Origin of the sequence: Ferrovibrio sp. (assembly GCF_046297595.1) — a bacterium.
Classification (GTDB): domain Bacteria; phylum Pseudomonadota; class Alphaproteobacteria; order Ferrovibrionales; family Ferrovibrionaceae; genus Ferrovibrio.
The window spans coordinates 53948-80337 of the sequence record NZ_JBKBHT010000005.1 but is presented as its reverse complement, the minus strand read 5'-3'; the positions used below and the strand labels follow the sequence as shown (position 1 = coordinate 80337).

Here is a 26390-nt window from a genome sequence, read left to right as displayed (position 1 = left end):
GAATTGATCCATTTCAAACCCCGCCCCTCGCCTTTATTCAAGAATGATGGAAAATTGAGGCTGTCATGCTGCCCGAAGCCATCAAAGCCAAGGCCCTGCTGAAACTGGCGCGCGAGATCAGCCAGCACAAGGCCGGCTATTCCGCCCTGATCGTCGATCTGTCCGGCGTGCCGGCGATCCGCAACCGCGTGCTGTTCCGCGCCTTCGCGCGCTACCTCGAGGAACATGCGCTGGAGCGGGCCGTGCGCGTGCATCCGCTGGCGATGAACGTGGTGGTGCTGCTGGTGCCCAGCGACGACCGCCCGCAGGTCGCCCGCCGGATCGAGGAACTGAACGACTTCCTGCTCAGCCAGCGCCATGGCCGCATCCAGCTCGTGCATTACGACCTGGAGAACAGCCCCGACCGTTTCGTGGCCTATTGCACCCGGCTGATGGAACAGGCCCCGGCCCCGCCCCCCGACCGTTCGGTACCGATCACCGATCCCGCCCCGCCCGACATCGCCAGCCTCGACCGCATGATCGGCATCCAGGGCAGCATCGGCCAGGCCGACCTGACGCTGCAGATCCGCTCGCAGACCATCTGGCAGCTGGAGAAGGACCAGCCGCCCGCTGCCTTCGCCGAGGAATTCTGGGTCTCGATCGCCGCCATCGAACAGATCACCGGCCAGTTCATCCACTCCGATGCCTGGCTGTTCGGCCGCAGCACCGAACTGCTCGACCAGCGCATGCTGAGCCATCTGAGCAAGGAACCGCCGGTCACCGCGCTGCGGCTGTTCCTCAACCTCAACCCCTCCAGCATCGTCGGCGGCAGTTTCCGCAAGCTGGTCGCCAACCTGCCGGCCGAACAGTTGCGGCGCCTCACCGTCGAAACCGCCCTGCTCGACTGGCGCCGCTCGGCCGATGTCGCCGGCCGCATCCTCGATCAGTTGCAGCGCATGGGCGTTGCCCTGGCGCTGGATGGCGTCCGCGCCCAGGACATCGACACGCTCACCCCGGAAGAACTGGCCGCCGCCGATTACCTGAAGCTGGATGCAGTGGCGCAGGAGGATGCCGAACTCGACAAGGCCCTGACCGGCCTAGCGCCGGAAACGGCCGCCAAGATGGTGCTCTGCCATTGCGAAACCACCGCGCAGATCGGCATCGGCATCGAACACGGCATCCGGCTGTTCCAGGGCAGCCACCTGGCCACCTTCCTCGACAATCCCGCCGAGATCGAGGCCCTGCTCGGAGCAACCGCCGCCGAAGCCAGCGTGCAGGCGGTGAAGACGGCTTACCTGCCGGAAGAATAGACCCGCTTACCGATCCGAGTGATGCGCCTTGGCCTTCAGCCCGGCGGCGCGGATGTCCGACAGCGACGCACGCGGCGTCAGCGCCTCGGGGTCCAGCTTCACCTCGATGATCGCCGGCTTGTTGGCGGCCTGGGCGCGCTGGAAGGCGGCAGCGAAATCCTCGGTGCGCTCCACCGTCTCGCCATGGCCGCCGAAGGCGCGCGCATAGGCGGCGAAATCCGGATTGACCAGCTGCGTGCCGCTGACACGGCCGGGATAGTCGCGCTCCTGGTGCATGCGGATGGTGCCGTACATGCCGTTATTCACCACCACCACGATGATGTTCACGCCATACTGCATGGCGGTGGCGAATTCCTGCCCCGTCATCAGGAAGCAGCCGTCGCCGGCAAAGGCCACCACCGTGCGCTCCGGGTTGGTCAGCTTGGCGGCAACCGCCGCCGGCACGCCATAGCCCATCGAGCCAGAGGTGGGCGCCAGCTGCGCGGTGTGGCGGCGGTAGCGGTGGAAACGATGGATCCAGGTGGCGTAGTTGCCGGCGCCGTTGCAGAACACCGCGTCGGCCGGCAGCGTGTCGGTCAGCCAGCGCATGATGCTGGTCATCTGGATATTGCCGGGCGAGACCACCGGCGCCTGCCAGGCCTCGTAATCGGCGCGGGCCTGCCTGGTTCCCGCCGCCCAGGCGCGGCCATCCACCGGGCCGATCTTCTGCAGCGCGGCGGCGAAGCCGGCGGCCGAGGCATGGATCGGCAGATCGGCGGTATAGACGCGGTTCAGTTCCTCGGCGCCGGCATGTACATGGATCAGCGCCTGTTTCGGCACCGGGATGTCGATCATGGTGTAGCCGCCGGTGGACATCTCGCCCAGCTTGGCGCCCATCACCAGCAGCAGGTCGGCCTCCTTGATGCGCGCCTGCAGTTTGGGATTGATGCCGATGCCGACATCGCCCACGTAATTCGGCCAGTCGTTGTCGATGTAATCCTGGCGGCGGAACACCGCGCCCACCGGCAGGTTCGAGGCACCGGCCCAGGCCTGCACCTGCTCACGCACTTTCTCGCTCCAGCCCGAACCGCCGACGATCATCATCGGGTTCTTCGCCGCCTGCAGCATCGACTTCAGTTTCGCCATCTGCTCATCGGAAGGATGCGCCTCGGCATGCTGCACCGGCTTGCCGTCGGCGCATTCGACCTCTTCGGTCAGCATGTCTTCCGGCAGGGCCAGCACAACGGGGCCGCGCCGGCCCGACATCGCCACGCTGAAGGCGCGGCTGACGAATTCGGGGATGCGGCGGGCATCGTCGATCTCGGCCACCCATTTGGCCATCTGGCCAAACATGCGGCGGTAGTCGATCTCCTGGAAGGCCTCGCGCTCCATCATGTCGCGGCCGACCTGGCCGATGAACAGGATCATCGGCGTGGAATCCTGAAACGCGACATGCACGCCGGCCGAGGCATTGGTGGCGCCCGGGCCGCGCGTCACCATGCAGATGCCGGGCTTGCCCGTGGTCTTGCCATAGGCATCGGCCATCATCGCCGCGCCGCCTTCCTGGCGGCAGATCACGAAACGCATGGCATTGGCATGATCGTGCAGACCGTCGAGCACATTCAGGAAGCTTTCGCCGGGCACGCCGAACATGGTGTCCACGCCCTGGATGCGAAGCTGCTCGACCAGGATATGACCGCCGCTACGTTTCATGACTCTACTCTCTGCTGGTTTGCTCTGACGGAGGGAAATGGCTTAGCGCTTGATCGGCGCGAAGGCCGCTGGGGTCATCAGCTGGTTCTGCTGGTTGACCAGGTAGCCGGCCTCGGCGCTGGCCTTCAGATAGGCCTGCCACTCGGGATCGGCCTGCATGGCGGCGCGCTTCGTTTCGCGGTCGCCGGCACTCTCGTAGGCCCAGATATGGATATAGGTGTTGATCGGGCCGGTCTCGGTGACCAGGAAGGCGACAGGCTGGCCCAGATGGCGCGTCTGCGGCTTGAAGCCGAGCTTCTCGTACATTTCAAGCTGCAGCTTGATGGTGCTGGGCCGGCAGGTATAGGTGCGGACGTCGAGCAGCATTTTTGCGGGTTTCCTCTTTATAATGACGAGGACACTAGGCAAGCCCTCTGGCCCCCGCAAGGCATACTGCGGCGCGCCCCCGAATAAGCCCGCGGGTTGATGATGGCCGCGCATGACGTCATGCCGAAAGCGTGCCGCTCATCGCGTCCGGCCGCCATGTTGCACCGCCACATCGGTTGCCCGGCCGCATCGGTTGCCCGGCCGCCGGAATCCGGTCATAAGCAGCCGGAGATATAACGGGAGGGGTACATGCAGATTGCCGCGTGCATGTCGCGACTGGGCACGGAAAGCGCCTTCGAGGTTCTGGCGCGCGCCAAGGCCATGGAAGCCCAGGGGAAGAGCATCATCAACCTCGGCATCGGCCAGCCCGATTTCCCCACCCCGCCCCATGTGGTGGAGGCCGCGATCAAGGCCCTGCGCGACGGCCATCACGGCTACACGCCGGCCAACGGCATCCTGCCTTTGCGCGAGGCGGTCTGCGCCGAGATCGCGCAGCGCTACAAAACCACCGTGTCGCCCGACCGCATCGTGATCGTGCCCGGCGGCAAGGTGACCATGGCCACCGTCATCATGATGTTCGGCGAACCCGGCGCCGAGATCATGTATCCCGATCCCGGCTTCCCGATCTATGAAAGCCTGGTCAATTTCACCGGCGCGAAGATGGCCGGTTATCCGCTGCTGGAAAAGAATGGCTTCGCCTTCCGCGCCGACGACCTGCTGGCCCGCATCACGCCGAATACCCGGCTGCTGATCGTGAACTCGCCAGCCAATCCCACCGGCGGCGTGGCCCCGGCCGAGGAAGTGCGCAAGCTGGTCGAGGGGCTGCAGCGCTTCCCCCATGTCGCCATCATGGCCGACGAGATCTATTCCCGCTTGGTGCTGGACGGCGACGGCACCTATGCCAGCTTTATCCCGTATCTGGACCAGTTGCAGGACCGCCTGATCATCCTGGAAGGCTGGTCGAAGACCTATGCCATGACCGGCTGGCGCCTGGGCTGGGGCCTCTGGCCCGCCAAGCTGGCCGAGATCGCGACCAGGCTGGCGATCAACACCCATTCCTGCGTCAACGCTGCCACGCAATATGCCGGCATCGCCGCCCTGCAGGGGCCGCAGGATGCCGTGGAGCAGATGCGGCTGGCCTTCCGCCGCCGGCGCGACCTCTGCGTCGCCGGGCTGAACAGGATTCCGGGCCTCTCCTGCATCCGGCCGGAAGGCGCCTTCTATGCCTTCCCCAACATCACCGGCACGGGCCTGACCGCGCGCCAGATGCAGGACGGCCTGCTGGAACAGGCCGGGGTGGCCACCATCGCCGGCACCAGCTTCGGCCGCCATGGCGAGGGCTATCTGCGGCTGTCCTTCGCCGCCTCGGATGAGGCGATTTCCGAGGCATTACAGCGGATGGCCAACTTCCTGGGGCAGAACAAGCCGAAACAATAGGCAGATTTCAGCTTATTTTTTCATCATTGAGGCTGTTTTTGATGCATATACCGCCCAAAACCTATCCACAGCCCCCACCTGACGGCGGGAATCCAGCGGGTTAAACCCTGGTTAACACTGGCACAGCCTGTGCATACTCCCAACCGTCTTTCAATTCTGGCCAAAAAGCGTTGTCGCACCCATGAAAAAGATCGAAGCCATCATCAAGCCCTTCAAGCTCGACGAAGTGAAGGAAGCCCTCCACGAGATCGGCCTACAGGGCCTGACCGTGACCGAGGCCAAGGGCTTCGGCCGCCAGAAGGGCCATACCGAGCTCTATCGCGGCGCCGAATACGTCGTCGACTTCCTGCCCAAGGTGAAGATCGAGGTGGTGCTGGACGACAGCATGGTCGAGAAGGCCGTTGAGGCCATCACCCAGGCCGCACGCACCGGCCGGATCGGCGACGGCAAGATTTTCATTTCCACGGTCGAAGACGTGATTCGCATCCGCACCGGCGAAAAGGGCGCGGAAGCAGTCTGACGGCGGGGCAGTCCATCCCCGTCATTCCATCTCATTGAGTACCCCGTATCGAGTATCCCGCGCGGGGCCTCTCCGTGAGCATTACCAACCCAGGGAAGAAGCAGCAGGAAAACAGCCATGGCTGATGCAAAATCCATTGTGAAGCAGTTGAAGGAAAAGGACGCCAAGTACGTCGATTTCCGGTTCACCGACCCGCGCGGCAAGTGGCAGCATGTCGCTTTCGACATCACCATGATCGACGAGCCGACGCTGAAGGAAGGCATCATGTTCGATGGCTCCTCGATCGCCGGCTGGAAGGCGATCAACGAGTCCGACATGCTGCTGAAGCCGGACCTCGACAGCCTCACCTTTGACCCCTTCTCCGCCCAGACCACCGCGATCCTGTTCTGCGACGTGCTGGAGCCGAGCGAAGGCACCCCGTATAATCGCTGCCCGCGTTCGATCGCCAAGGCCGCCGAAGCCTACATCAAGTCGAGCAAGACCGCCGACATCGCCTATTTCGGCCCCGAAGCCGAGTTCTTCGTGTTCGACGACGTGCGCTTCAAGACCTCGATGAACGAGACCTTCGTCTACATGGACGACATCGAAGGCGACTACAATTCGGGCAAGGTCTACGAAGGCGGCAATATGGGCCACCGCGCCCCGGTCAAGGGCGGCTACTTCCCGGTGGCGCCGCTGGATCAGGGCGGCGACCTGCGTTCGGAGATGCTCTCCACCATCGCCGCCATGGGCGTGACGGTCGAGAAGCATCATCACGAGGTGGCGAACAGCCAGCACGAGCTGGGCATCAAGTTCGGCACCCTGCTGAAGTGCGCCGACAACATGCAGATCTATAAGTACTGCGTGCACAACGTGGCCCATGCCTGGGGCAAGACCGCGACCTTCATGCCGAAGCCGGTCAAGGGCGACAACGGTTCGGGCATGCACGTCCACCAGTCGCTGTGGAAGGGCGGCAAGCCGCTGTTCGCCGGCAACAAGTATGCCGGCCTGAGCGAACTGGCCCTGTACTACATCGGCGGCATCATCAAGCATGCCAAGGCGCTGAACGCTTTCACCAACCCGCTGACCAACAGCTACAAGCGCCTGATCCCCGGCTTCGAGGCTCCCGTGCTGCTCGCCTATTCGGCGCGCAACCGTTCGGCCTCCTGCCGCATCCCGTTCGGCGCCGGCGAGAAGGCCAAGCGCGTCGAGGTCCGCTTCCCCGATCCGGGCGCGAACCCCTACCTGGCCTATGCCGCCATGCTGATGGCCGGTCTCGATGGCATCAAGAACAAGATCCATCCCGGCCCGGCCATGGACAAGAACCTCTATGACCTGCCGCCGGAAGAGCTGAGCAAGGTGCCGCAGGTTTGCGGTTCGCTGCGCGAAGCCCTGGAGAGCCTGGACAAGGACCGCGCCTTCCTGAAGGCCGGTGGCGTGTTCAACGACGACTTCATCGACGCCTACATGGAGCTGAAGTGGGAAGAGGTGTATGCCTTCGAGCACACCCCGCACCCGATCGAATTCTCCATGTACTACTCGGTCTAAGACCCTCTTCCCTGGGCCCGCGGCCTAACCGCCGAGAGTCCAATGAGCCCCGCCGGTTCCTGCCGGCGGGGCTTTTCTTTTGCCCGGGTTTGTCCCCCGCCCCCCTTGACCCGCCGGGACGGCCCGACGACACTCCGCGCTCATGAGCAGCCCCGCCCTTTCTTCCCGTCGCGACGATACCGCCGTGCGGCTGGCGCCGATCCTGTTCTTCGTCGGCGCGGTGAGTTGCTGCATCGGTATCGCCATGCTGGCGCCGCTGCTGCTCGACCTGGCCGACGGCCATGAGGATTACGCGGTGTTCCTCACCTGCGCCGCCGGCACGCTGTTTGTCGGCGCCGGCATCGTGATCGCCACCTATAACCGCGCCCAGCAGATCAACCTGAAGGAAACCCTGCTGCTGCTGCCGGCGACCTGGGTCACGGTCAGCCTGGTCGCCGCCCTGCCCTTCATGCTGTCGGAACTGCAGCTGCCGCTGGCCGACGCGGTATTCGAATCGGTCTCGGGCCTCACCACCACCGGCTCCACCGTGATCGCCGGGCTCGACGACCTGCCGCGCGGCCTGCTGCTGTGGCGGTTTCTGATCCAGTGGATCGGCGGCTTCGGCATGGTCACCATTGCCGTGCTGGCCCTGCCCTTCCTGCGCATCGGCGGCCTGCAGCTCTTCAGCCTCGACCTCTCGCCGAATTCCACCAAATTCGTGCCGCGCATCACCGAGGTGGTGAGCCAGATCGCCATCATCTATGCCGTGCTCACCGCGATCTGCGCGCTGTGCTTCTGGTTTGCCGGCATGAGCGGCTTCGATGCCATCGGCCACGCCATGACAGCCCTGGCCACCGGTGGCTATTCCAGCCATGATTCCAGCATCGGCTATTTCGACAGCCCGACGATCGAATGGCTTGCCGCGCTCTTCATGACGCTTGGTGCGATGCCCTTCGGTCTATACATCGTCGCCGCCTATGGCCGGCCCGACCGGCTGTTCCGCGACGACCAGGTGCGCCTGTTCCTCGGCATCATCGCCGGCGCCGTCCTGCTGCTGGTGCTGTGGCGCATGATCGAGCAGGACGCGCCGTTCTGGACCGCGTTGCGCCAGGCCGTCTTCGTCACCGTTTCCACCATCACCACCACCGGATTCACCAGCCACGATTTCTCCGCCTGGGGCGGCTTCGCCGAGGTGGTCGCCCTGCTGCTTATGCTGATCGGCGGCTGCACCGGGTCCACCGTGGGCGGCATCAAGGTGTTCCGCATCTTCGCCATGCTGAAGATGCTGCGTGCGCAGATGCACCGCCAGATGTTTCCGCACGGCACCTTCCGCGTCACCTTCAACGGTGAAAACATCCCCGACGCGGTGCGCGCCGGCGTTGCCACCTATATCTTCATCTATCTGCTGCTGCTGATCGGCCTCACGCTGGCCATCGGTTTCTTCGGCCTCGATTTCCGCGAAAGCCTCGGCGCCGCCGCCACCGCCATCGGCAATAACGGCCCCGGCCTGGGCCCCAATTCCGGCCCCTGCTGCACCTTCCAGAACGTGCCGACGGAGGTGAAATGGCTGATGTCGTTCGGCATGCTGGCCGGCCGCCTGGAAATCCTGATCCTGCTGATCCCCTTCAGCCGCTCCTTCTGGCGGCACTAGGCCTTCTGCCGGCCATCAGGCGGAACCGGCCGCCGCCTCGGGTCGTTTATGGCGGGAAACCCGCATCCCGAGGAATAGATAATATGTCCAGTGAAACCCTGCATGCGCCGCGCGACCGGTTGAGCGCAAAAACCCTTGCCATGCATCACGCCATCGTCTCGCTGATGGAAGAACTTGAAGCCGCCGACTGGTATCGCCAGCGCGCCGACGATTGCGAGGATGCCGCGCTGAAGAAAATCCTGCTGCACAACATGCGCGAGGAGATCGAGCATGCCGCCATGGTGCTGGAATGGCTGCGCCGCAACGACGCCGATTTCGCCGAGCAGCTTGGCGAGTATCTGTTCACCGACAGCGATATCACCGCCCGCGAGGAGCAGGCCACCGGAAAAAACTGAGCCGGCAGACCCCGATCAGCCGTTCAGCCGCGCCGCCGCCCGCGCATCGGTTTCCGCCATCGCCGTCGCATAGGCACCCAGCCGGCCGCGCAGGCTGGCCACAATGGCGGGATCGGCCGTGGCCGGCGAACCGCCGTAAGGCGGCTGCGGCTCGTATTCGATCTGCAGCTGGATTTCGCGCGCCAGCGTCTCGCCCGCCAGCATCGCCACCAGCGCCAGGCCGAAATCGATACCCGCCGTGACGCCGCCGCCGGTGACGCGGTTGCGGTCGATCACCACGCGCTCCGACACCGGCGTGGCGCCGAAAGCCGCCAGGCGCTGCAGCGACATCCAGTGCGTGGTGGCGCGCGATAGCCGCGCAGCAGCCCCGCCGCCGCCAACACCAGCGCGCCCGTGCACACCGCCGTGACGAAGCGGCAGTTCGGTGCCTGGGCTTTCAGGAAATCCAGCGTGGCGGCGTCTTCCATGGCCTGCAGATGGCCCGGCCCGCCCGGCACGCAGACCACGTCCAGCTGCGGACAATCGGCATAGCGCATGGTGGGCAGAATGGTGAGGCCGGCGCTGGAGCTGCGCACCGGGTCCAGCGTAGGTGCCAGCAGGTGGTTGGTGGCGCCGGGCAGCTTGGAAAACACCTCCCACGGCCCGGTCAGGTCGAGCTGCGTCAGGTTGGGAAACAGCAGGAAACCGATCTGTAGCGACATTCTTCCGGCCTCATCCGATGATCACCCTGCCAACCCTGCCGCAGGCCGGCCATGGCGGCAACAGCGGAATTGTCGCCATGCATTTCCATCGCTTTCGTACACACAGCGGCTGTGCCAGAGTCTATCCGACCATTATCTGCGGAGCCGCCCCATGGCCCATGCCCTCGATCCTCGCCCCCTCGATTTCCGCCCTGCCGTGCAGACCGGCCATAACCGTCCCGATCTCAACACGCCTGAGATCAGGCAGGCGCGCGTCGACCTCGCCGCCTGTTTCCGCATGGCGGCGAAACACGGCATGCATGAGGGCATCTGCAACCATTTCTCCGCCGTGCTGCCGGGCCATGACGACCTGTTCCTGGTCAATCCCTATGGCCAGGCCTTTTCGGAGGTCAGCGCCTCCAGCCTGCTGGTCTGCGATTTCCATGGCAACGTGATCGCCGGCCAAGGCCAGCCCGAGGCGACGGCGTTTTTCATCCATGCCCGCATGCACCTGCGCGTGCCGCGTGCCCGCGTCGCCTTCCATACCCACATGCCCTATGCCACGGCGCTGTGCATGACCGAAGGCGATCCTTTGGTGTTCGCCGGCCAGACCGCGCTGAAATTCTACGGCCGCACCAAGGTGGATGGCGACTATAACGGTCTGGCGCTGGACCATGCCGAGGGCGACCGCATCGCCGCCAGCGTCGGCAGCGCCGATATCATCTTCATGCGCCATCACGGCGTGATGGTGCTGGCGCCGACCATCGCCGAGGCCTGGGACGATCTGTACTACCTGGAGCGCGCCTGCCAGGTGCAGTGCATCGCCATGGCGACGGGCCGCAAGGTGGTGCCGGTGCCGAAGGAGATCGCCGAGGCGACCTATGCCCAGATGCGCGAGGGCGACCGCGAATCCGCGCGCCTGCATCTGGACTCGGCCAAACGCCAGCTCGACCGCGAGCAGCCGGATTACCGCTTCTGAGCCTCGTCGTCCTTCGGCTCCGCCCCAGCGAGACTGGCGACCGCGAGCCGCCAGCCACGGCGTAACGCGGCGATGCGGATCACGAAGCACAGCACGCCGCCGGCGATCACGCCGGCATGCAGGTCCAGCCCGGCGGCATCCATCGCCACCACCATCGCGGCGCCGGCCAAGGCCGCCACGGCATAGACCTCGGCGCGCAGCACGGTGGGGATTTCCGCCAGCAGGATGTCGCGCGCCATGCCGCCGCCGATGCCGCTGAGCGTGCCGAGCAAGGCGGCGGCCAGCGGGTTGAGCCCGTAGACCAGCGCCTTCTGCGCGCCCAGCACGGCGAACAGCGCCAGGCCGGCCGCATCGAAAATCTGCACCGGATGTTTCAGCCGCTCGACCTGGGCATGGAAGAAAAACACGATCAGCCCGGCGACCACGGCAATCGCCAGATAGGGCCAGTCGCGCAAAGCCGCTGGCGGCAGGGCGCCGATCAGCACATCGCGCAGGATGCCGCCGGCCGAAGCGGCAGCGAAGGCCAGCACCAGCACGCCGAACACATCCAGCCGGCGGCGTACGCCGGCCGTGGCGCCCGAGAGCGCGAAGACGAAGGTGCCGAGATAGTCGAACAGGGTGAGCAGCATGGCTTAGTCATGCCATGGCCGCCCGCCCAAGTCAGCGGCAATTTACGCCTTGTGGTCGCGCTTTTTGAATTTCGGCTTGCCGGCGAACTTTGGCTTAAAGGGCTTGTGATTGCCGTCTGCGCCGCCTGCGCCCGGCTTGCCCCCGCCAAATTTCCCCTCGCCGCCCTTGTACTGCCCCGGCTTGTAAGGCGTCTTCTTATAGGGCCTGGCATCCTCGCGCGGGCGCGCCTCGGCGGCCTGTTCGGTGGGCCCGTTGGGCAGCCGCGTGATGGTGATCTGCTTCTCGCCGGTGCCCTCGCGCTCGATCTGCGCGGCGAAGCGTTCGGCAGCTTCAGCCGAAATCTCGAACTGGCTTTCGGTGTGGAAGATCTTGATCGCGCCGACATCGCGGCGCGTGATGTGCCCGACCCGGCAGATCAGCGGCAGCAGCCAGCGCGGCTCGGCATTCTGCTTGTGCCCGGCCGAGATGCTGAACCACACGCCGCCCCGGCTCTCCCCGCTGCCGTATTCGCGGCGCGGCCTGGGCTGGAATTCCGGCTCCGGCGCGATGTCCAGCAGTTCCTCCGGCGCCGGGCGGCTGGCCTGCTGCAGGCGCAGGTAAGCCGCCGCCACTTTCTCGGCGCCATGTTGTGCCAGCAGTTCGGTGGCGAAACTGCGTTCCTCGTCGGTGACATCGGCCAGCAGGCTGGCATCGTTGAGCATGCGCGTGCGGTCGGCGGCGATGATGTCAGTTGCGCGCGGCGGCGTGCCCCATTGTGCCACGATCTTGGCCTCCTGCAGCAGGCGCTGCACCCCGCGCTTGCGGTTATGCGGCGCCAGCACCACGCAGATGCCCTTGTTGCCGGCCCGCCCGGTGCGGCCCGAACGATGCAGCAAAGTCTCGGCATTCACCGGCGGATCGGCATGCACGACCAGATCCAGCCCCGGCAGGTCGATGCCGCGCGCCGCCACGTCGGTCGCCACGCAGACCCGCGCCCGGCCGTCGCGCATCGCCTGCAGGGCATGGGTTCGCTCGGTCTGCGACAGCTCGCCCGACAGGGCCACCACGGCAAAGCCGCGATTGCCCAGCCGCGCGGCCAGATGCGTCACCGCCATGCGGGTGCCGCAGAACACCATGGTGCTCTTGGCGTCGAAAAACCGCAGCACGTTGATGATGGCATTCTCGCGCTCGTTCGGCGCCACGGCCAGCACGCGGTATTCGATATCCACATGCTGGGATTTTTCCTGCGCCGTGGAAATGCGCACCGCCTCGCGCTGGAAGCGTTTGGCCAGCATGGCGATGGGTTTGGGCACGGTGGCGGAAAACAGCAGGGTGCGGCGCTCGGGCGGCGCGGCATCGAGGATGAATTCCAGGTCCTCGCGGAAACCGAGGTCCAGCATCTCGTCGGCTTCGTCCAGCACCACGGCGCGGAGCGCGCCGATATCCAGCGCGCCGCGCTCGATATGGTCGCGCAGGCGGCCCGGCGTACCGACCACGATATGGGCGCCGGCATTCAGCGCCTGGCGCTCGGTGCGCATGTCCATGCCGCCGACGCAGGACACCACGCGGGCATTGGTGGGCGCATAGAGCCACTCAAGTTCGCGGCAGACCTGCAGGGCCAGTTCGCGCGTGGGCGCGATGATCAGCGCCAGCGGCGGCGCCCAGCCACCCGGCCGAAAGGGCTCGAAACCGTCGGAACCCTGCAGCAAGGTGGGCGCGATGGCCAAACCGAAGGCCACCGTCTTGCCCGAACCGGTCTGGGCCGACACCAGCAGATCGGCCTCGGTGAGATTGGGCCCCAGCACGGCCAACTGCACGGGGGTGAGCGCGCTATAGCCGCGCGCGGTGAGGGCCTGCGCCAAAGGCGGCACGACGCCGGCAAAAGCGGCGTTTTGGGAATCGGTCATGAAATCCAGTCTTCCGGGATACGAGGGCGGCGATATCGCAACGGCCCACCCAGCATAGTCAGGGCCGATCAGGGAATGGCGACCATCATCCGCCGGCCCTGCTGCGGCGGGGTATAGGGGGAGATGAGAGCGGCGTCAAGCGGAGGGCGGGAGGAACAGGCGGTTCAGGGGGTTAGGCGAGCTCCGCTGCTATCGGTACCGCTCCCGCCGCACCGTCATGCCACAGCTCGACCGCCCATCCCCCAATCGTCATGCCACGCCGTGGGCGTGGCATCCACGAGTATTTTTTTGCTCGCTTTTTTACTGTCATGCTCGGGCTTGGCCCGAGCATGCATTAGCTTTCGTTCATTGTCGGGGCTACGTCTAATTTTAACGTCTCCCAAGCATCCCTATGTTCATCAAGCCAACCCAACGGATATGGGTTTTTATTTGTTGGGTATTTGTCTTTGTAGTCCGGCTGGAATCTCCTCATTGGACCGTCTTTATGTTTTTGTCCTTTCTTTCCTTCCTTTTGGAGCCAAGCCTTATGGGTGGCTTTAAGCGTTCTCGCGACTACATCGCTTCGAACTATCCAATATTTTGGAATTCCCAGTCCCTCTTTACCCAAATCAACAAAACAATAGAAAAATTTGTCATCTGATGTTTCTTCGTGTTTAGCACTCATGTGCCAACCACCATCCGAACCTTTATCGCGGCGGGTTTTGACCTGTATAGAGCAAAGCCTACTGCCTTTTAGATCTGTTACCAAAATATCCGTCATCGGCACGCCTTCAGGAGCAAGAGCTGCGATATAGCCCCGTCGAAGTAATTCCGCCATTACAAGATGTTGCCCAGCCGAACCAGTTAGTGTGGTGTGTGAAGCCATTGCTTCCTCCAAAATAACTCGTGGATGCTCGGGCCGAGCCCGAGCATGACGATGTTGGGGGCGGTGGAATCGCCTGAACAGCCACAACTTTCCCCTTGCCCGCCGCTTTGCCTCACGCAATCCTGCCGCATGTCCGGTGGCTGGGTCTATATCGTTTCCAACAAACCCAACGGCACGATCTATGTGGGCGTCACGGCCGATATCCGCCGTCGCGCCCATGAGCATCGCGAGGGACTGGTCGAAGATTTCAGCAAGACATACGGTCTTAAACGGCTGGTCTATGCCGAAGAGCATGCCAGCATCACCGATGCGATCCGCCGCGAGAAGACGCTGAAACGCTGGCCGCGTGCCTGGAAGGTGCGGCTGATCCATACGCTCAATCCGGACTGGAATGATCTGTATGAGACGCTTTAGGTGGAAAAAGCCAACTCGTGGATGCCACGGCCAAGCCGTGGCATGACGGTGGTGCGATGGTGAGGTTACGGCCTTACAGCGTCTCCCCCAGTTTCCCGAGCAGCCACGCCGTGCCCTCTTCGCGCGCCTTCGCATCGTCGTAGCCGTCGAGATAGACGCCCTGTTCGGTAAAGGTGAGCCTGGTCTTCCCGCCCGCCTCTGGCTGCAGGTCGATGGTGGTGAGCGACACCGAGATGCGTTTCTCACCCAGATGCATGTCATAGGCATAGACGATACGTGCATCCGGCACGATGTCGTAATAGATCGAATCGAAGACATGCGTCACGCCGCTGCTGTCGCGGGCGCTGCTATGCTCGCGGCCGCCGACGCGGAACTCGACGCTCTGTTTCACATCCACCCAGTCCGGCGGCGGCGAAAACCATTTCGCCTTGGCCTTCGGATCGGCGAAGGCGGCGAACACGCGCGACGGCGGCGCGTCGTAGACGCGGGTGATGGTGAAGGTGTTGTGCAGGGCGGAACGCGGCTTGCTCATCGCGGTCTGGCTCATGGTTCTCTGTTTCACTCCTGATCGGGTTTGGTCGCATTGAGGAAATCGCCCAGCGCATCGAGGCGGCGTTCCCACATCGCCTTGCGCTCGGCGATCCAGCGTTCCGCCTGGGTCAGCGGCGACGGATTGAAACTCAGCAGATGTTCCCGCCCCTGCCTGCGCCGGCGCACCAGGTCGGCGCGTTCCAGCAGGCGGATATGCTTCGACACCGCGTTGAGCGACATGGCGAAGGGCAGCGCCAGGTCGGTGACGCGGGCCTCGCCGCCCTGGTCACACAGGCGCTGCAGGATGGCCCGCCGGGTCGGGTCGGCCAGCGCCAGCAGGGTGTGATCCAAAGCTGTGATCTGGGGCGGCGTAATCTGGGGTATCGGGGTCGCGGTCTGCATGGCGGTTAAATATTCAACCTTTTGGTTTAATGTCAAGCCGCGATCTTGTCCCCGGGAATATTCACTCTATGTTCTCATTTGCTGCTGTTGCGCATCGTGAATCCGTGTCGTCCACCACCCGCCGCACGGGTGCGCTCCCGGCACAAGCCCGGACGGAATTGGCGACGATTGGCCAAAGTTGGCAATCATTGTCGATTATTGGCGATTATTGGCAGGCCGCTGGCGACGGCCTGCCGCTCTCGGCCGCGCTTTGGCCGCGCCCGGCCAGGAAAAGTCCACGGCCGACCAAAGGCATAGCGGCCTCGCCGCCCTGCCCTGACACTGCCCGGCCTGTCGGCCGCCCGCCCTCTCTACTTCCGGCTGTGCCGGCGACTAACCTTGCGGCGCCAGGACCTCGCGGTTCGGACAGAAGGCCGGCGCGCCGGCCGACTCATTCGTTGCCAGCCAGTCGCGGCATTCCGGCCGCTCGGCGCAGAAGGCGCAGTTATGCTGCATGTCGCGCAGCAGTTCCGGCGCCAGCCGGGCTTTGCCCGCCGCCGCCCGCCGGGCCAGCAATTCCTCCAGCTCGGCGCTGCCGCCGCCATTGCGCACCAGGGCCGCCAGGTCGCCGTCGCTCAACGCCATGTCCTGGGCGATGCGGTGGCGGTCCTCGCTGGCCAGGCCGCGCCATTCCTGCTCCTCGGCCAGTTTGTTCCACACGGCCTTCAGCCAGCAGCCGAGGCCGGGTTTCTGATATGTGTGCTGCGCCTGCATGGGTCTCCTCCCGCTGCTGCTGCATCCCTGCGCACCAGCCTAGACCCGCCCGGTAAAGCGGCTTTGTTCCAGATCAAACTATCGGGACGAACGCCTCAGCCCTTGGCGTAGCGCAGGAACACCTCGCCCGCCAGCAGGTGGGCGATCTCGCCGCGGCCATCCAGCAAAGGCAGGATCAGCCGGTCGTATTGCAGGATTTTCGGCCCGTCCCAGCGCGTCACGCTCACATGCACCGGCCGGCGCTCGGTCACCGCCAGGTCGAAATGCTGGCGCACCACCGGGCGGGTTTCGATCACCGTGCCATCGGCGCCGGTTTTCAGCGCCTCGCCCGCCACATGGCGATAGCCGTTGCCCATGGCCAGATAACGATAGCGCCCGTCGGCCAGCGCCTCCGCCAGCGCGAGGTCGGCGACGCCCGGCAGGGCTTCCACCGGCGGCAGCGCGTCATAGGCCAGCATCGGCTGCTGCCCGCGCAAATCATCGTACAGCGCCTGCAACGCGATCAGTTCCGGCGCGACGATCTCGTCGGCGGCGTAATGGCGCGGGCCGTTGCTCATGCACCCTCTTTGGGAACCGGGCGCGGCCGGCCGTTCTCGTCGATGGCGACGTAGGTATAGACGCCCTCGGTTACCTTGATCTCGGTGGGGTCCAGCCGCCGCGCCACGATGGTCTCCAGCTTCACCGCCATCGAGCTGCGGCCGACCCGCACCACGCTGCCGTAGATCGAGACCACGTCGCCCACCTTGATCGGCTGGTGGAAGGTCATGGCATCCACCGCCACGGTCACCACCCGGCCCTGGGCGCGGCGGGCCGCCACGATGCCGCCGGCGATGTCCATCTGGCTCAACACCCAGCCGCCGAAGATGTCGCCGTTGCCGTTCATGTCGGCCGGCATCGGGGCCGAGCGAATCACCGGTTCGCCGCGCGTCGAGGTCTGGGTCATGGTCCTATATTCCTACCATATGTTGGTTGTGCCGCCGGCACGGGCCCCACTATACTGCGGCGCAAATCCGAGTCACCCCTTAATCGAAATCCGTGAATAGTATGAACGACTTGTTCCAGCAGGGAAGCAAGGGCGGCAGCGATTACACCGCCAAGGACATCGAAGTTCTGGAGGGCCTGGAGCCGGTGCGGCGCCGGCCCGGCATGTATATCGGCGGCACCGACGAGCGCGCCCTGCACCACCTGTTCGCCGAAGTGCTCGACAATTCGATGGACGAGGCCGTGGCCGGCCATGCCGACCGCATCGAAGTGACGCTCCAGGCCGATGGCAGCCTGAAGGTGGCCGATAACGGCCGCGGCATCCCGATCGACCGGCATCCCAAGTTCAAGGACAAGTCGGCACTGGAGGTCATCCTCACCACGCTGCATTCCGGCGGCAAGTTCTCGTCCAAGGTCTATTCCACCGCCGGCGGCCTGCATGGCGTGGGTATCTCGGTGGTGAACGCGCTGTCCGACCGCCTGACCGTGGAAGTGGCGCGCGACCGCGAGCTGTGGCGGCAGGAGTATTCGCGCGGCACGCCGCAGGGCAAGCTGGTGAAGGTGGGCAGCGCGCCGAACCGGCGCGGCACCACCGTGATCTTCCATCCCGACGAGCAGATCTTCGGCAAGGGCGCGCATTTCCGCGCCGCGCGCATCTTCAAGATGGCGCGCTCGAAGGCCTATCTGTATCCGGGTGTGAAGATTCACTGGGCCTGCGCGCCCGAACTGCTGAAGGAAGGCGACGAGACGCCGGCCGAGGCGGTGCTGCATTTCCCCGGCGGGCTTCAGGACTATCTGAACGAGCAGCTCGAAGGCCAGCAGACCGTGACGCCGACGCCGTTTGCCGGCCGCGCCGAACTGGCGGGCGAACGCGGCAAGGTGGAATGGGCGATCCACTGGCCCAGCGATATCGACGAAGGCTGGCTGCAATCCTACTGCAACACCGTGACCACGCCCGAGGGCGGCACGCACGAGGCCGGCTTCCGCAGCGCCCTGATGCGTGGCATCAAGGATTACGCCGAGCTCGCCAACAACAAGAAGGCGGCGCAGATCACCGCCGACGACATCCTCACCGCCGGCACGGCGATGCTCTCGGTCTTCATCAAGGACCCGCAATTCCAGGGCCAGACCAAGGACAAGCTGGTGACGGTGGAGGCGCAGAAGCTGGTCGAGGCGGCCGTGAAGGACCATTTCGACCACTGGCTGGCCGGCGCACCGCAGCATGCCAATGCCCTGCTCGCGCGCCTGATCGAACGGGCCGAGGACCGCCTGCGCCGCCGCGCCGAAAAGGAAGTCAACCGCAAGTCGGCCACGCGCAAGCTGCGCCTGCCCGGCAAGCTGGCCGACTGCGCCGACGAAGCCGCCAACGGTTCGGAAATCTTCATCGTCGAGGGTGACTCGGCGGGCGGTTCGGCCAAGCAGGCGCGCGACCGCCGCCGCCAGGCCGTGCTGCCGCTGCGCGGTAAGATTCTCAACGTTGCATCGGCCGGTTCGGGCAAGCTGGCCGCCAACCAGGAACTGGCCGACCTGATCCAGGCACTGGGCTGCGGCACCGGCGGCAAATACCGCGAGGAAGAGCTGCGCTACGACAAGGTCATCATCATGACCGATGCCGATGTCGATGGCGCGCATATCGCATCTCTGCTGATGACCTTCTTTTTCCGCGAGATGCCCAAGCTGATCGAGCACGGCCATCTCTACCTGGCGCAGCCGCCGCTGTACCGCCTCTCAGCCGGCGGCAAGACCTTTTACGCCATGGACGACGACGACAAGGACAAGCTGATCAAACAGCATTTCGGCAGCCGCAAGGTGGAAATCAGCCGCTTCAAGGGCCTGGGCGAGATGCCGCCCGCGCAGCTGAAGGAAACCACCATGAACCCGAAAAACCGTACCCTGCTGCGCGTGCAGGTGCCGGTGGACGAGGCCAAGGAAGCCGACGACCTTGTGGAGCGCCTGATGGGCCGCAAGCCAGAGCTGCGGTTCCAGTTCATCCAGGAACGCGCGGCCTTCGCCACCGACATCGACGTGTGAGCAAGTATGCCTGAGGTGATTGGGGTCGAGAACCTGCCCATCATCGCCCTGGCGACCATCGCCATAACCGTCATCAACACGGTGATCATGGTCGGCGTCAGCGTGGTGCATCCGCGCGAGGCGGGACCTTCGACATGGGCATTGGCCAACATCACCTTCGGCGTGGGCCTTGCCATCCTGGTGCTGCGCAAGCCGGGTTATGAGCCCATCGTCGCTCTGTCCGGCAACACGCTGTTCGTGATCGGCTATATCCTGTTCTGGTTCGGCAGCTGCCAGTTCAAGGGACAGCGTCTGCCCTGGCGCAGCGCGGCCCTGTTGCTGGCCACATTCCTCGGGCTGTTCTCCTGGTTCGTCTTCGCCAACCCGGATGTCGTCGTTCGTTCCGCCATCGCGGCCGTCGTGATCGCCGCGATCTGTGCTGCCATCGCCTGGACCATGTTCTATCGCGTTGAAACCGCGCTGATGCAGACCCAGGCCTTTGTCGGCCTGCTGTTCGGCGTGCTGTCGGCGTTGTACATCATGCGTCTGTTCAGCGCGATGACCGGCCAGCTGCAGCAGGATGGCCTGCGGGCCGGCCCTCTGGGCCAAGGGGTGTACCTGATCCCGGCCCTGGCTGCCCTGCTCGCGACCATCGCCTGCGCCCTGATGGTGAGCCAGCGACTGCTGCAGCGGCTGCAGACCACCGTACGCACCGACCAGGCCACCGGTCTGGTCAATCGCGGGCTACTCAACGAGATCGGCACCAAGGAAGTTTCACGGGCGCGCCGCCATGGCTACGGGCTGTCGGCGATCGCTCTCGACATCGATCATTTCGAAGCCCTCAGCCGCCAGAAAGGCAACGGCTTTGGCGATGCCGTGCTGCAGCAGATCGCCGGCATCATCAACACCAACATGCGCCGCGAGGATTACCTGGCGCGCATCGACGGCACCACCCTGTGCATCCTGCTGCCCAGCACGCGGCTGGCCGGTGCGCAACAGCTAGCCGAACGTCTGCGGCAGCAGATCGCTGCCATGCATCCCGGCGCTGAGACCACCGCGCCCCCGATCACCGCCAGTTTCGGCATTGCGACGCTTGGCCTGCATGGCGATGACTGGAACAGCCTGATGCAGCGCGCCGAAACGGCGCTCGACCAGGCCAAGACCGGAGGCCGCAACCGGGTGTCGGTCGCCCGGCTGAGCGAAGCCAGCCTCGATCCGATCTGACGCCGCCGTTCAGGCGGCCAGCCAGTCGCGCAAAGCCGCCGCCGTCTCGTCGGGCTTTTCCATCGGCGGCAGATGGCCGCAATGCTCAATCACCTTCAGCTTCGCCCCGGGAATCAGCGCCGCCATTTCCTCATGCAGTTCCAGCGGCGTGAGTGCGTCCTGCCGGCCGCATAGTACCAGCGCCGGCAATGTGTATGCCTTCAGGTCCTCGCGGCCATCGGGCCGGGCGATGATGGCGGTCTGCTGCCGGATGAAGCCATCGCGGCCGATCTGCTCGGCCATCGCCATCAACCGGTCGGTCATCGCCTTGTCCGACAGGTTGTCGGGATGCAGCAGTACCGGCAGCAATTGCGGCGTCACCCCGCGGAAGCGGCCGATCTGGCCCAGCTTGATCAGGGCGCGGCGGCGCTCGGTCTGTTCCGGCGTGTCGGCGCGGGCCGAGGTATCCATCAGCGTGATGCGCGTGACGCGGCCCGGCGCCTGCCGCATGATCTCTTGTGCGACGTAACCACCCATCGAGAGGCCGCAGAGGGCGAAGGTCTCGGGTGCCTCGGCCAGGATGGCACGCGCCATGTCGCTGAAATTGTCCATGTCGTAGTGGCAGGATGGCACGATGCACTGCGCGACATCGGACAGGCGAGCGACCTGTTCGCGCCAGAAATCATCGGTGAGCAACAGGCCGGGAATCAGCACCAGCGGCTGGCGCATGGCGGCATCCTTTCTTGTCGGATTACTTGATCAGGCTGGACAGGCTCTTGAAATCGGGATGGGTCGCGCTGCCCAGCCATTCGAATAGGCACATCTCGGTGGTGACGAGGTCCACGCCCGCTGCCTGCAGGCGCTGCAAGGCCACCGAGACGCTATCGGCATGACGCGACGACACGGCATCGACCACGACGGCGACCCTGTGACCCGCTTCCCTTAACGTGAGTGCCGTCTGCAATACGCAGACATGCGCCTCGATGCCGGCGATCACGACCTGCGACCGGCCGGCCGCTTCGATGCGGCCGCGGATGGCGGGATCGCTGGCGGCCGAGAAATGCATCTTGGCCATCACCGGCGCATCGCCGGCCTCGGCCATCACTTCAGGCACGGTCGGCCCCAACCCCTGGGGATACTGCTCGGTGATCAGGGCCGGAATGGCGAGCCGCCGCGCCGCCTGGAGCAGGATGCCGGCCTGGCGCACCACGCGCGCACCATCCCGCATCACCGGCAGCAGCCGGGCCTGGATGTCGATCACGAGGAGCTGGGTTTCAGACGCGGCAAGCAACATGGCGGAATCCATCGGTCCGCCCAATGTAGGGCGCTGTCGTCCCGACGGCAAATGCCCAGCCGCCGCTTCCCGCTAGTGGCTGAAGAAAACCGGCAGGTCGGCCTTGGCCAGCATATGTGCGGTGGCGCCACCCAGTATCGTCTCGCGCAGCCTGCCATGGCCATAGGCGCCCATGACGATCATGTCGGCCTTGGTGTCCCAAGCGGTCTGCTGCAGCATTTTTCCTGCGTCGCGGTCGTGGCCATCACGGATCAGAAGATCCGTCGTCACGCCCTGCCGCGCCAGATGACGTGCCAGTTCCGCGCCCGGCAGGCCCTGCTTGCGCCCGGGATCGAGGCACAGGATGGTGACTTTCGCCGCCTGCTGCAGCAGGGGCATGGCATCATGCACCGCGCGGCTAGCCTCGCGGCTGCCATTCCAGCCGATCAGGATCGCCGCCGGCAAGCCGGGCTTCGGATTGCCGGGCAACAGAAGCACCGGCCGGCCCAGGGCGAGCACGACTTCATCGGCCAGGGTCTCGCGGTCGTATTCACGGGCAGCCTTCTGGCCGGGCATCACGCCGGAGAGCAGCAGCAGGTCGCTGGCGCGCGCCTGGGTCGACACCATCTCCAGCGCCGACCCCGGCATGTCGCACCAGTCGGCACCCACGCCCTGGGCTCGCGCCGCCGCTTCAAGCTGCTGCCGGGCCTTCAGCGCCGCGGCGTCGCATTCGGCCTTGTGACGCTCGATCACCTCAGGCGGGACGTAATGCCGCACCAGCGGCAGCGGCGGCCGGTTGAACAAGCCGGTCAGATGCGCGCCGCAGCCGGCGGCCATTGCAGCCGCATAGGCCAGTTGCGCCGGCAGTTCGCCACCGGCATTCATGCCGATATGGATGGCGATATCGCGATAGGCGGTAGCCGACATGGGTGATCAGTTGCTGAGCAGGACCGGAACCGTCATCGACGACAGGATGGTTTCGGTGACACCGCCGAACACCACCTCGCGCAGACGGGAATGACCATAAGCGCCCATCACCAGCAGGTCGATGCTGCGATCGGTCAAGGCCGACAGCAGCGCTTCGCCCGCTTCCATATCCTCGACCACCGTGTTGGCGACATCCACCTTCACGCCATGGCGGGCGAGATGGCGGGCGAGTTCGGCACCGGGCGTGCCGCGGCTGCGGTCGGCATTGATGCCATAAACAGTGACATGCTCGGCCTTGGTCAAGAACGGCAGGGCATCGTGCACGGCGCGAGTTGCTTCGCGGCTGCCATTCCAGGCGACCATCACGCGGCGGCCGATCCTGGGATAACTGCCCGCATACGGCACCGCAAGGATCGGGCGACCGGCGCGCAGCGAGATGTCATGCGGCAGCACATCCATGCCCGAAGGCACAAGCACCGGGTTTTCCGGATCCGGGTCGGGCTGGCCGAGCACCAGCAGATCGAAGGCGCGGCCATAGGTCTCGATCGCATCCACCGGCAGGCGTTCGCTTTCCACCCACTCCGCGCCAACACCCTGCTTGGCGGCGGCCGCCTCGAATTCAGCCTTCGCCTTCTTGGCGGCGGCGCGGGCCTCGTCGATCTGGCGCTGATAGAATTCAGGCGGAACGTACTCGCCCATATAAAAGAGGTGCTGCGGCGGCGGCAGCGTGTAAAGCGCCGTGACATGCGCGCCGTCGCGCTGGGCAACCTGCAGGGCCACATCGATCTTGGCGCCATTGCGCGGGTCTTCAGAAAGATGAACGAGAATGTCGCGAATGGCCATGGTGCCCTCTTCCGGTTGTCATCATGCGCCGGGTTTCGCCCCGGTCATGCCAGCAGCCTAACCCGCAATGCGTGCGAGGCATTGACCTGCATCAACCGGATTATCCGTTGACGGTGGGTCTCAGTTGCTGAGCAATACGGGCAACGACATACCGGACAGGATGGTTTCCGTCACACCGCCGAAAACCATCTCGCGCAGGCGCGAATGACCAAAGGCGCCCATCACCACCAGGTCGGCCTGGCGGGCCTGCGCCTCGGCCATCAGGGCCGTGCCGACCTTCTGGCCGGCGGGATCGACAATTGCGGTTTCCAGGCGCAGGCCGTGACGCTGCAGATGCTCGGTGATCTCGGCCAGCAGGGTGCGCCCCTTGCGCTCGGGGCCGACCGTGATGAGATGCACGGTTTCGGCGCTGCGCAGTAGCGGCATGGCATCATGCAGCGCCCGCGTGGCCTCACGCTTGCCGTTCCATGCCACCAGGATGCGGCGGCCGATCTCGGCTACCGGGCCGCCATGCGGCACCGCCAGGACCGGCCGCCCGGCCTGCAGGGCCAATTCATGCGGCAGTACGTCGGTGCCATACGGTATCGAGGAGGGATCGGCCGGACTCGGATCGGGCTGACCGACGATGGCGATGTCGCTGGCGCGCACGGTGAGCCGCAGGGCCTCCACCGGTGCTAGTTCGCTGCTGAGCCAGCGATGCTCGATACCGGCACTCGCGCAGGTCGACATGAATTCGGTATGGGCCGAGACGGAGGCTTTCTGCGCCTCGTCCATCTGCTTCTGGATCAGTTCGGTGGGGATGTACTCGCCCATGTAATAAGGCACGTTGGGCGGAGGCACGGTGTAAAGCCCGCTGACCCGGGCACCGAAGCGGCGCGCCATGCCGATGGCAAGCTGGATGCGCGCAGCATTGCGCGGGTCCAACGTAAGATGAACGACGATATCGCGGTAACTCATCGCCCGGCCTCCTTGTTCTGGGCCCTGCCGCTGTGTCCCCCGGCGGCGGGCCTGTTATCGGAAGGTGGTGGCGGCTTGCGCCGCTGACGACATCACTGCGGATCGATACTCACGGTCCACATAACAAGTGTAGGCATGCGACCGCGTCGTTACAAGCGCGGGCGCATCCGGGCTATCGGTAAATGGGGCAGATCAGGCCGCGGCCTGGGCCTTCCAGGGCGGCAGACGCCCCTCTTCCACCGCATGACAGGCAACAGCGCCGCCCTCGACTGTTATGCTCTGCGGGACTTCGCGCTTGCAGCGCTCATTGGCCAGCGGGCAGCGCGGGTGGAAACTGCAACCCGGCGGCGGATTGAGCGGGCTGGGCACCTCGCCCGCCACCGGCGTGCGGGCACGACCGGTCATGTCGAGATCTGGAATGGCATCCAGCAGCATGCGGGTATAGGGATGCTGCGGCCGGCTGAACAGCGTCTGCGTGTCGGCCCATTCGACCAGACGGCCAAGATACATCACACCGACCTTGTCGGAGACGTGATACACAACGGCCAGGTTGTGGCTGATGAACAGGTAGGTCAGACCCAACTTGCGTTGCAGATCCTTCATCAGGTTCAGGATCTGGGCCTGTACCGAAACGTCGAGTGCCGAGGTCGGCTCGTCGCAGACCAGGAATTCCGGCTCGCCGGCCAGGGCGCGCGCAATCGAGATGCGCTGTCGCTGGCCGCCGGAGAATTCATGCGGATACTTGCGGGCATCGACCGGCGACAGGCCGACCTGGCTGAGCAATTCACCCACGCGCTTGTCCACGCTGGCCTTGTCCTTGAGCAGGCCGCGGAAGCGGATGGGCTCGGCAATGATGTCGCCCACGCGCCAGCGCGGGTTCAGCGATGCATAAGGATCCTGGAAGATCATCTGCATGCGGCCCTGGATATCGGGATGGCGCGCACGATCCGCCGCCGTGGCCAGTTCGACACCTTCGAAATTGATCGAACCGCCATTGGCTTCGTACAGACCGACGATCAGGCGCGCCACCGTGGATTTGCCGCAGCCGGACTCGCCCACCAGGCTGAACGTCTCGCCCTTGTTGATATCGAAGCTGACGCCATCGACGGCGCGCACCAGGCTCTTGCCCTTGCCTTCCAGCAGGCGGTTGAGCCAGGGCGCAGAGACATCGAATATCTTGCGCAGATTCTTCGCCGACAGCATCGGCATGGTCTTCTTCTCAGACATGGACCGGCTCCTTCACCAGCCAGCAGGCCGCCTGGCTGTTGCCGGCGGGCATCGGCTCGGGGCGATCGATGTAGCATTTGTCGAAGGCCTTGGGGCAGCGCGGGTTGAAAGCGCAGCCCTTCGGGATGGCATTGAGGCGCGGCATCGAACCATCGATCTGGGTCAGGCGCTCGACCTTGTGTCCCATGGCGGGGATCGCGCCCATCAGGCCCACGGTATAGGGATGATGCGGCCGCTGGATCACGTCCTGCACCGGACCGATCTCGGCGATGCGGCCGGCATACATGACGGCGACGCGGTCGGCGGTTTCGGCGATCACGCCCATGTCATGCGTCACCAGCATCACGGCGGTGCCATGCTCGCGGCACAGGCGCTTGAGCAGCTGGATGATCTGCGCCTGGATCGAGACGTCCAGCGCTGTGGTCGGCTCGTCGGCGATGATCAGCTTCGGTTCGGCGGCCAGGGCCAGCGCGATCACCACACGCTGGCGCATGCCGCCCGAGAACTGGTGCGGATAATGCGTGATGCGCTCGGCAGCCGAGGGAATGCCGACATCCTCCAGCAGCTTCACCGCGCGGTCCCGCGCCTGGGCCTGGCTGAGCGGCAGATGGGTGAGGATCGTCTCGACCAGTTGGTCGCCCACCTTGTAAAGCGGATTCAGGCTGGTGAGCGGGTCCTGGAAGATGGCGCCGATCTGCCGGCCGCGGATCTTGCGCATCTCCGAATACGGCAGGTTGTCGATGCGCCGCCCTTCCAGGCGGATTTCGCCGGCGGCGATGCGGCCGGGCGGTTCCAGCAGGCCGATAATGGCCGCGCCGGTCATCGACTTGCCGGCGCCGGACTCGCCCACCACACCCAGCACTTCGCCGGCGGCGATGTCGAGCGAGACGTCGTCGACGGCGACAAGTGTACCGCGCCGGGTGGGGAACTCGACGCGGAGGTTACGGACTTCAAGAAGCTTGGAGCTGGTCAT

At 65.1% G+C, this 26390-nt stretch carries 29 protein-coding genes; 10 read left to right on the top strand and 19 right to left on the bottom strand.

Features of this window, described 5'->3' with window-relative positions:
* The first annotated feature begins 65 nt into the window (after positions 1-65).
* Complete coding sequence (locus ACK4FJ_RS14250; protein WP_409767382.1) at positions 66-1289, top strand: hypothetical protein; 1224 nt, start codon at positions 66-68, stop codon at positions 1287-1289.
* A gap of 6 nt (positions 1290-1295) precedes the next feature.
* On the opposite strand, the gene ACK4FJ_RS14245 is transcribed toward ACK4FJ_RS14250, so the two are convergent.
* Both ACK4FJ_RS14245 and ACK4FJ_RS14240 read right to left on the bottom strand, forming a co-directional pair.
* Positions 1296-2981: a thiamine pyrophosphate-binding protein gene (locus tag ACK4FJ_RS14245; protein ID WP_409767381.1), complete on the bottom strand. Its 1686-nt coding sequence runs from the start codon at positions 2979-2981 to the stop codon at positions 1296-1298.
* Between the two features lie 42 nt (positions 2982-3023).
* Positions 3024-3347 carry an NIPSNAP family protein gene (locus ACK4FJ_RS14240; protein WP_409767379.1) on the bottom strand — a complete coding sequence of 108 codons (324 nt, stop codon included), beginning with the start codon at positions 3345-3347 and terminating at the stop codon, positions 3024-3026.
* A gap of 249 nt (positions 3348-3596) precedes the next feature.
* Here ACK4FJ_RS14240 and ACK4FJ_RS14235 point away from each other — a divergent pair, with 249 nt between their 5' ends.
* From ACK4FJ_RS14235 to ACK4FJ_RS14215, 5 genes are all read left to right on the top strand, one after another.
* A complete protein-coding gene (locus ACK4FJ_RS14235; protein WP_409767378.1) occupies positions 3597-4784 on the top strand; it encodes a pyridoxal phosphate-dependent aminotransferase in 1188 nt (395 codons plus the stop codon).
* A gap of 181 nt (positions 4785-4965) precedes the next feature.
* A complete protein-coding gene (locus tag ACK4FJ_RS14230) occupies positions 4966-5304 on the top strand; it encodes a P-II family nitrogen regulator (protein ID WP_409767377.1) in 339 nt (112 codons plus the stop codon).
* 117 nt (positions 5305-5421) lie between these two features.
* On the top strand, positions 5422-6831 hold the full coding sequence (glnA, locus tag ACK4FJ_RS14225; protein WP_409767376.1) for a type I glutamate--ammonia ligase: 1410 nt from the start codon (positions 5422-5424) through the stop codon (positions 6829-6831).
* Positions 6832-6973: 142 nt separating this feature from the next.
* Positions 6974-8461 carry a TrkH family potassium uptake protein gene (locus ACK4FJ_RS14220; protein WP_409767374.1) on the top strand — a complete coding sequence of 496 codons (1488 nt, stop codon included), beginning with the start codon at positions 6974-6976 and terminating at the stop codon, positions 8459-8461.
* Positions 8462-8544: 83 nt separating this feature from the next.
* The gene (locus tag ACK4FJ_RS14215) at positions 8545-8856 is read left to right on the top strand and encodes a ferritin (RefSeq protein ID WP_409767373.1); all 312 of its coding nucleotides are present in this window, start codon (positions 8545-8547) and stop codon (positions 8854-8856) included.
* A 15-nt stretch (positions 8857-8871) separates the two neighbouring features.
* On the opposite strand, the gene ACK4FJ_RS14210 is transcribed toward ACK4FJ_RS14215, so the two are convergent.
* Together ACK4FJ_RS14210 and ACK4FJ_RS14205 are read right to left on the bottom strand one after the other, a co-directional pair.
* Positions 8872-9186, bottom strand: coding sequence for a hypothetical protein (locus tag ACK4FJ_RS14210; RefSeq protein ID WP_409767371.1), 315 nt, complete (start codon positions 9184-9186; stop codon positions 8872-8874).
* The gene (locus ACK4FJ_RS14205; protein WP_409767370.1) at positions 9129-9557 is read right to left on the bottom strand and encodes a DJ-1/PfpI family protein; all 429 of its coding nucleotides are present in this window, start codon (positions 9555-9557) and stop codon (positions 9129-9131) included. Before ACK4FJ_RS14205 ends, ACK4FJ_RS14210 begins: the two co-directional genes overlap by 58 nt.
* A gap of 151 nt (positions 9558-9708) precedes the next feature.
* Between ACK4FJ_RS14205 and ACK4FJ_RS14200 the strand changes: the two genes are divergently transcribed.
* Positions 9709-10515 (top strand): aldolase, encoded by an 807-nt coding sequence (locus tag ACK4FJ_RS14200; protein ID WP_409767369.1) that lies wholly within the window; start codon positions 9709-9711, stop codon positions 10513-10515.
* On the opposite strand, the gene ACK4FJ_RS14195 is transcribed toward ACK4FJ_RS14200, so the two are convergent.
* The 3 genes from ACK4FJ_RS14195 to ACK4FJ_RS14185 all read right to left on the bottom strand — a co-directional run bounded on the left by ACK4FJ_RS14195 (position 10503) and on the right by ACK4FJ_RS14185 (position 13896).
* On the bottom strand, positions 10503-11144 hold the full coding sequence (locus tag ACK4FJ_RS14195) for a trimeric intracellular cation channel family protein (RefSeq protein WP_409767368.1): 642 nt from the start codon (positions 11142-11144) through the stop codon (positions 10503-10505). The two genes, ACK4FJ_RS14200 and ACK4FJ_RS14195, sit on opposite strands and share 13 nt — an antisense overlap.
* A gap of 42 nt (positions 11145-11186) precedes the next feature.
* The gene (locus ACK4FJ_RS14190; protein ID WP_409767367.1) at positions 11187-13031 is read right to left on the bottom strand and encodes a DEAD/DEAH box helicase; all 1845 of its coding nucleotides are present in this window, start codon (positions 13029-13031) and stop codon (positions 11187-11189) included.
* Between the two features lie 334 nt (positions 13032-13365).
* A complete protein-coding gene (locus ACK4FJ_RS14185; protein WP_409767366.1) occupies positions 13366-13896 on the bottom strand; it encodes a hypothetical protein in 531 nt (176 codons plus the stop codon).
* Positions 13897-14025: 129 nt separating this feature from the next.
* On the opposite strand from ACK4FJ_RS14185, the gene ACK4FJ_RS14180 reads away from it, so the two are divergent.
* Positions 14026-14310, top strand: a complete 285-nt coding sequence (locus ACK4FJ_RS14180; RefSeq protein WP_409767365.1) for a GIY-YIG nuclease family protein — start codon at positions 14026-14028, stop codon at positions 14308-14310.
* Positions 14311-14383: 73 nt separating this feature from the next.
* Here the strand turns inward: ACK4FJ_RS14180 and ACK4FJ_RS14175 are convergent, their stop codons facing one another.
* The 5 genes from ACK4FJ_RS14175 to ACK4FJ_RS14155 all read right to left on the bottom strand — a co-directional run bounded on the left by ACK4FJ_RS14175 (position 14384) and on the right by ACK4FJ_RS14155 (position 16939).
* A complete protein-coding gene (locus tag ACK4FJ_RS14175) occupies positions 14384-14857 on the bottom strand; it encodes an SRPBCC family protein (protein ID WP_409767364.1) in 474 nt (157 codons plus the stop codon).
* Positions 14858-14868: 11 nt separating this feature from the next.
* Entirely contained in the window at positions 14869-15243 is a 375-nt protein-coding gene (locus tag ACK4FJ_RS14170; protein WP_409767363.1) for an ArsR/SmtB family transcription factor, read from the bottom strand.
* A gap of 372 nt (positions 15244-15615) precedes the next feature.
* The gene (locus ACK4FJ_RS14165; protein WP_409767362.1) at positions 15616-15996 is read right to left on the bottom strand and encodes a DUF6455 family protein; all 381 of its coding nucleotides are present in this window, start codon (positions 15994-15996) and stop codon (positions 15616-15618) included.
* A gap of 95 nt (positions 15997-16091) precedes the next feature.
* The gene (locus tag ACK4FJ_RS14160) at positions 16092-16553 is read right to left on the bottom strand and encodes a hypothetical protein (protein WP_409767361.1); all 462 of its coding nucleotides are present in this window, start codon (positions 16551-16553) and stop codon (positions 16092-16094) included.
* Positions 16550-16939 (bottom strand): acyl-CoA thioesterase, encoded by a 390-nt coding sequence (locus ACK4FJ_RS14155; protein ID WP_409767360.1) that lies wholly within the window; start codon positions 16937-16939, stop codon positions 16550-16552. The genes ACK4FJ_RS14160 and ACK4FJ_RS14155 overlap by 4 nt, the downstream gene beginning before the upstream one ends.
* Before the next feature lie 101 nt (positions 16940-17040).
* Here ACK4FJ_RS14155 and parE point away from each other — a divergent pair, with 101 nt between their 5' ends.
* A complete protein-coding gene (parE, locus tag ACK4FJ_RS14150) occupies positions 17041-19008 on the top strand; it encodes a DNA topoisomerase IV subunit B (RefSeq protein WP_409767359.1) in 1968 nt (655 codons plus the stop codon).
* A gap of 6 nt (positions 19009-19014) precedes the next feature.
* The gene (locus ACK4FJ_RS14145; protein WP_409767358.1) at positions 19015-20211 is read left to right on the top strand and encodes a GGDEF domain-containing protein; all 1197 of its coding nucleotides are present in this window, start codon (positions 19015-19017) and stop codon (positions 20209-20211) included.
* 9 nt (positions 20212-20220) lie between these two features.
* On the opposite strand, the gene ACK4FJ_RS14140 is transcribed toward ACK4FJ_RS14145, so the two are convergent.
* From ACK4FJ_RS14140 to ACK4FJ_RS14110, 7 genes are all read right to left on the bottom strand, one after another.
* The gene (locus ACK4FJ_RS14140) at positions 20221-20919 is read right to left on the bottom strand and encodes an alpha/beta fold hydrolase (protein ID WP_409767357.1); all 699 of its coding nucleotides are present in this window, start codon (positions 20917-20919) and stop codon (positions 20221-20223) included.
* 22 nt (positions 20920-20941) lie between these two features.
* Entirely contained in the window at positions 20942-21484 is a 543-nt protein-coding gene (locus ACK4FJ_RS14135; RefSeq protein ID WP_409767356.1) for an isochorismatase family protein, read from the bottom strand.
* 72 nt (positions 21485-21556) lie between these two features.
* Positions 21557-22390 carry a universal stress protein gene (locus ACK4FJ_RS14130; RefSeq protein WP_409767355.1) on the bottom strand — a complete coding sequence of 278 codons (834 nt, stop codon included), beginning with the start codon at positions 22388-22390 and terminating at the stop codon, positions 21557-21559.
* Positions 22391-22396: 6 nt separating this feature from the next.
* Positions 22397-23233: a universal stress protein gene (locus ACK4FJ_RS14125; protein ID WP_409767354.1), complete on the bottom strand. Its 837-nt coding sequence runs from the start codon at positions 23231-23233 to the stop codon at positions 22397-22399.
* Between the two features lie 120 nt (positions 23234-23353).
* A complete protein-coding gene (locus ACK4FJ_RS14120; protein WP_409767353.1) occupies positions 23354-24190 on the bottom strand; it encodes a universal stress protein in 837 nt (278 codons plus the stop codon).
* Between the two features lie 192 nt (positions 24191-24382).
* Positions 24383-25417 carry an ABC transporter ATP-binding protein gene (locus ACK4FJ_RS14115; protein ID WP_409767352.1) on the bottom strand — a complete coding sequence of 345 codons (1035 nt, stop codon included), beginning with the start codon at positions 25415-25417 and terminating at the stop codon, positions 24383-24385.
* The gene (locus tag ACK4FJ_RS14110) at positions 25410-26390 is read right to left on the bottom strand and encodes an ABC transporter ATP-binding protein (RefSeq protein WP_409767351.1); all 981 of its coding nucleotides are present in this window, start codon (positions 26388-26390) and stop codon (positions 25410-25412) included. The genes ACK4FJ_RS14115 and ACK4FJ_RS14110 overlap by 8 nt, the downstream gene beginning before the upstream one ends.

What these genes read in the sequence shown, in the direction of transcription:
- ACK4FJ_RS14250 (WP_409767382.1), top strand. Translation starts at nt 66, where the DNA reads ATGCTGCCCGAAGCCATCAAAGCCAAGGCCCTGCTGAAACTGGCGCGC.
- ACK4FJ_RS14245 (WP_409767381.1), bottom strand. Translation starts at nt 2,981, where the DNA reads ATGAAACGTAGCGGCGGTCATATCCTGGTCGAGCAGCTTCGCATCCAG.
- ACK4FJ_RS14240 (WP_409767379.1), bottom strand. Translation starts at nt 3,347, where the DNA reads ATGCTGCTCGACGTCCGCACCTATACCTGCCGGCCCAGCACCATCAAG.
- ACK4FJ_RS14235 (WP_409767378.1), top strand. Translation starts at nt 3,597, where the DNA reads ATGCAGATTGCCGCGTGCATGTCGCGACTGGGCACGGAAAGCGCCTTC.
- ACK4FJ_RS14230 (WP_409767377.1), top strand. Translation starts at nt 4,966, where the DNA reads ATGAAAAAGATCGAAGCCATCATCAAGCCCTTCAAGCTCGACGAAGTG.
- glnA (WP_409767376.1), top strand. Translation starts at nt 5,422, where the DNA reads ATGGCTGATGCAAAATCCATTGTGAAGCAGTTGAAGGAAAAGGACGCC.
- ACK4FJ_RS14220 (WP_409767374.1), top strand. Translation starts at nt 6,974, where the DNA reads ATGAGCAGCCCCGCCCTTTCTTCCCGTCGCGACGATACCGCCGTGCGG.
- ACK4FJ_RS14215 (WP_409767373.1), top strand. Translation starts at nt 8,545, where the DNA reads ATGTCCAGTGAAACCCTGCATGCGCCGCGCGACCGGTTGAGCGCAAAA.
- ACK4FJ_RS14210 (WP_409767371.1), bottom strand. Translation starts at nt 9,186, where the DNA reads ATGTCGCTGCAGCGCCTGGCGGCTTTCGGCGCCACGCCGGTGTCGGAG.
- ACK4FJ_RS14205 (WP_409767370.1), bottom strand. Translation starts at nt 9,557, where the DNA reads ATGTCGCTACAGATCGGTTTCCTGCTGTTTCCCAACCTGACGCAGCTC.
- ACK4FJ_RS14200 (WP_409767369.1), top strand. Translation starts at nt 9,709, where the DNA reads ATGGCCCATGCCCTCGATCCTCGCCCCCTCGATTTCCGCCCTGCCGTG.
- ACK4FJ_RS14195 (WP_409767368.1), bottom strand. Translation starts at nt 11,144, where the DNA reads ATGCTGCTCACCCTGTTCGACTATCTCGGCACCTTCGTCTTCGCGCTC.
- ACK4FJ_RS14190 (WP_409767367.1), bottom strand. Translation starts at nt 13,031, where the DNA reads ATGACCGATTCCCAAAACGCCGCTTTTGCCGGCGTCGTGCCGCCTTTG.
- ACK4FJ_RS14185 (WP_409767366.1), bottom strand. Translation starts at nt 13,896, where the DNA reads ATGGCTTCACACACCACACTAACTGGTTCGGCTGGGCAACATCTTGTA.
- ACK4FJ_RS14180 (WP_409767365.1), top strand. Translation starts at nt 14,026, where the DNA reads ATGTCCGGTGGCTGGGTCTATATCGTTTCCAACAAACCCAACGGCACG.
- ACK4FJ_RS14175 (WP_409767364.1), bottom strand. Translation starts at nt 14,857, where the DNA reads ATGAGCCAGACCGCGATGAGCAAGCCGCGTTCCGCCCTGCACAACACC.
- ACK4FJ_RS14170 (WP_409767363.1), bottom strand. Translation starts at nt 15,243, where the DNA reads ATGCAGACCGCGACCCCGATACCCCAGATTACGCCGCCCCAGATCACA.
- ACK4FJ_RS14165 (WP_409767362.1), bottom strand. Translation starts at nt 15,996, where the DNA reads ATGCAGGCGCAGCACACATATCAGAAACCCGGCCTCGGCTGCTGGCTG.
- ACK4FJ_RS14160 (WP_409767361.1), bottom strand. Translation starts at nt 16,553, where the DNA reads ATGAGCAACGGCCCGCGCCATTACGCCGCCGACGAGATCGTCGCGCCG.
- ACK4FJ_RS14155 (WP_409767360.1), bottom strand. Translation starts at nt 16,939, where the DNA reads ATGACCCAGACCTCGACGCGCGGCGAACCGGTGATTCGCTCGGCCCCG.
- parE (WP_409767359.1), top strand. Translation starts at nt 17,041, where the DNA reads ATGAACGACTTGTTCCAGCAGGGAAGCAAGGGCGGCAGCGATTACACC.
- ACK4FJ_RS14145 (WP_409767358.1), top strand. Translation starts at nt 19,015, where the DNA reads ATGCCTGAGGTGATTGGGGTCGAGAACCTGCCCATCATCGCCCTGGCG.
- ACK4FJ_RS14140 (WP_409767357.1), bottom strand. Translation starts at nt 20,919, where the DNA reads ATGCGCCAGCCGCTGGTGCTGATTCCCGGCCTGTTGCTCACCGATGAT.
- ACK4FJ_RS14135 (WP_409767356.1), bottom strand. Translation starts at nt 21,484, where the DNA reads ATGTTGCTTGCCGCGTCTGAAACCCAGCTCCTCGTGATCGACATCCAG.
- ACK4FJ_RS14130 (WP_409767355.1), bottom strand. Translation starts at nt 22,390, where the DNA reads ATGTCGGCTACCGCCTATCGCGATATCGCCATCCATATCGGCATGAAT.
- ACK4FJ_RS14125 (WP_409767354.1), bottom strand. Translation starts at nt 23,233, where the DNA reads ATGGCCATTCGCGACATTCTCGTTCATCTTTCTGAAGACCCGCGCAAT.
- ACK4FJ_RS14120 (WP_409767353.1), bottom strand. Translation starts at nt 24,190, where the DNA reads ATGAGTTACCGCGATATCGTCGTTCATCTTACGTTGGACCCGCGCAAT.
- ACK4FJ_RS14115 (WP_409767352.1), bottom strand. Translation starts at nt 25,417, where the DNA reads ATGTCTGAGAAGAAGACCATGCCGATGCTGTCGGCGAAGAATCTGCGC.
- ACK4FJ_RS14110 (WP_409767351.1), bottom strand. Translation starts at nt 26,390, where the DNA reads ATGACCAGCTCCAAGCTTCTTGAAGTCCGTAACCTCCGCGTCGAGTTC.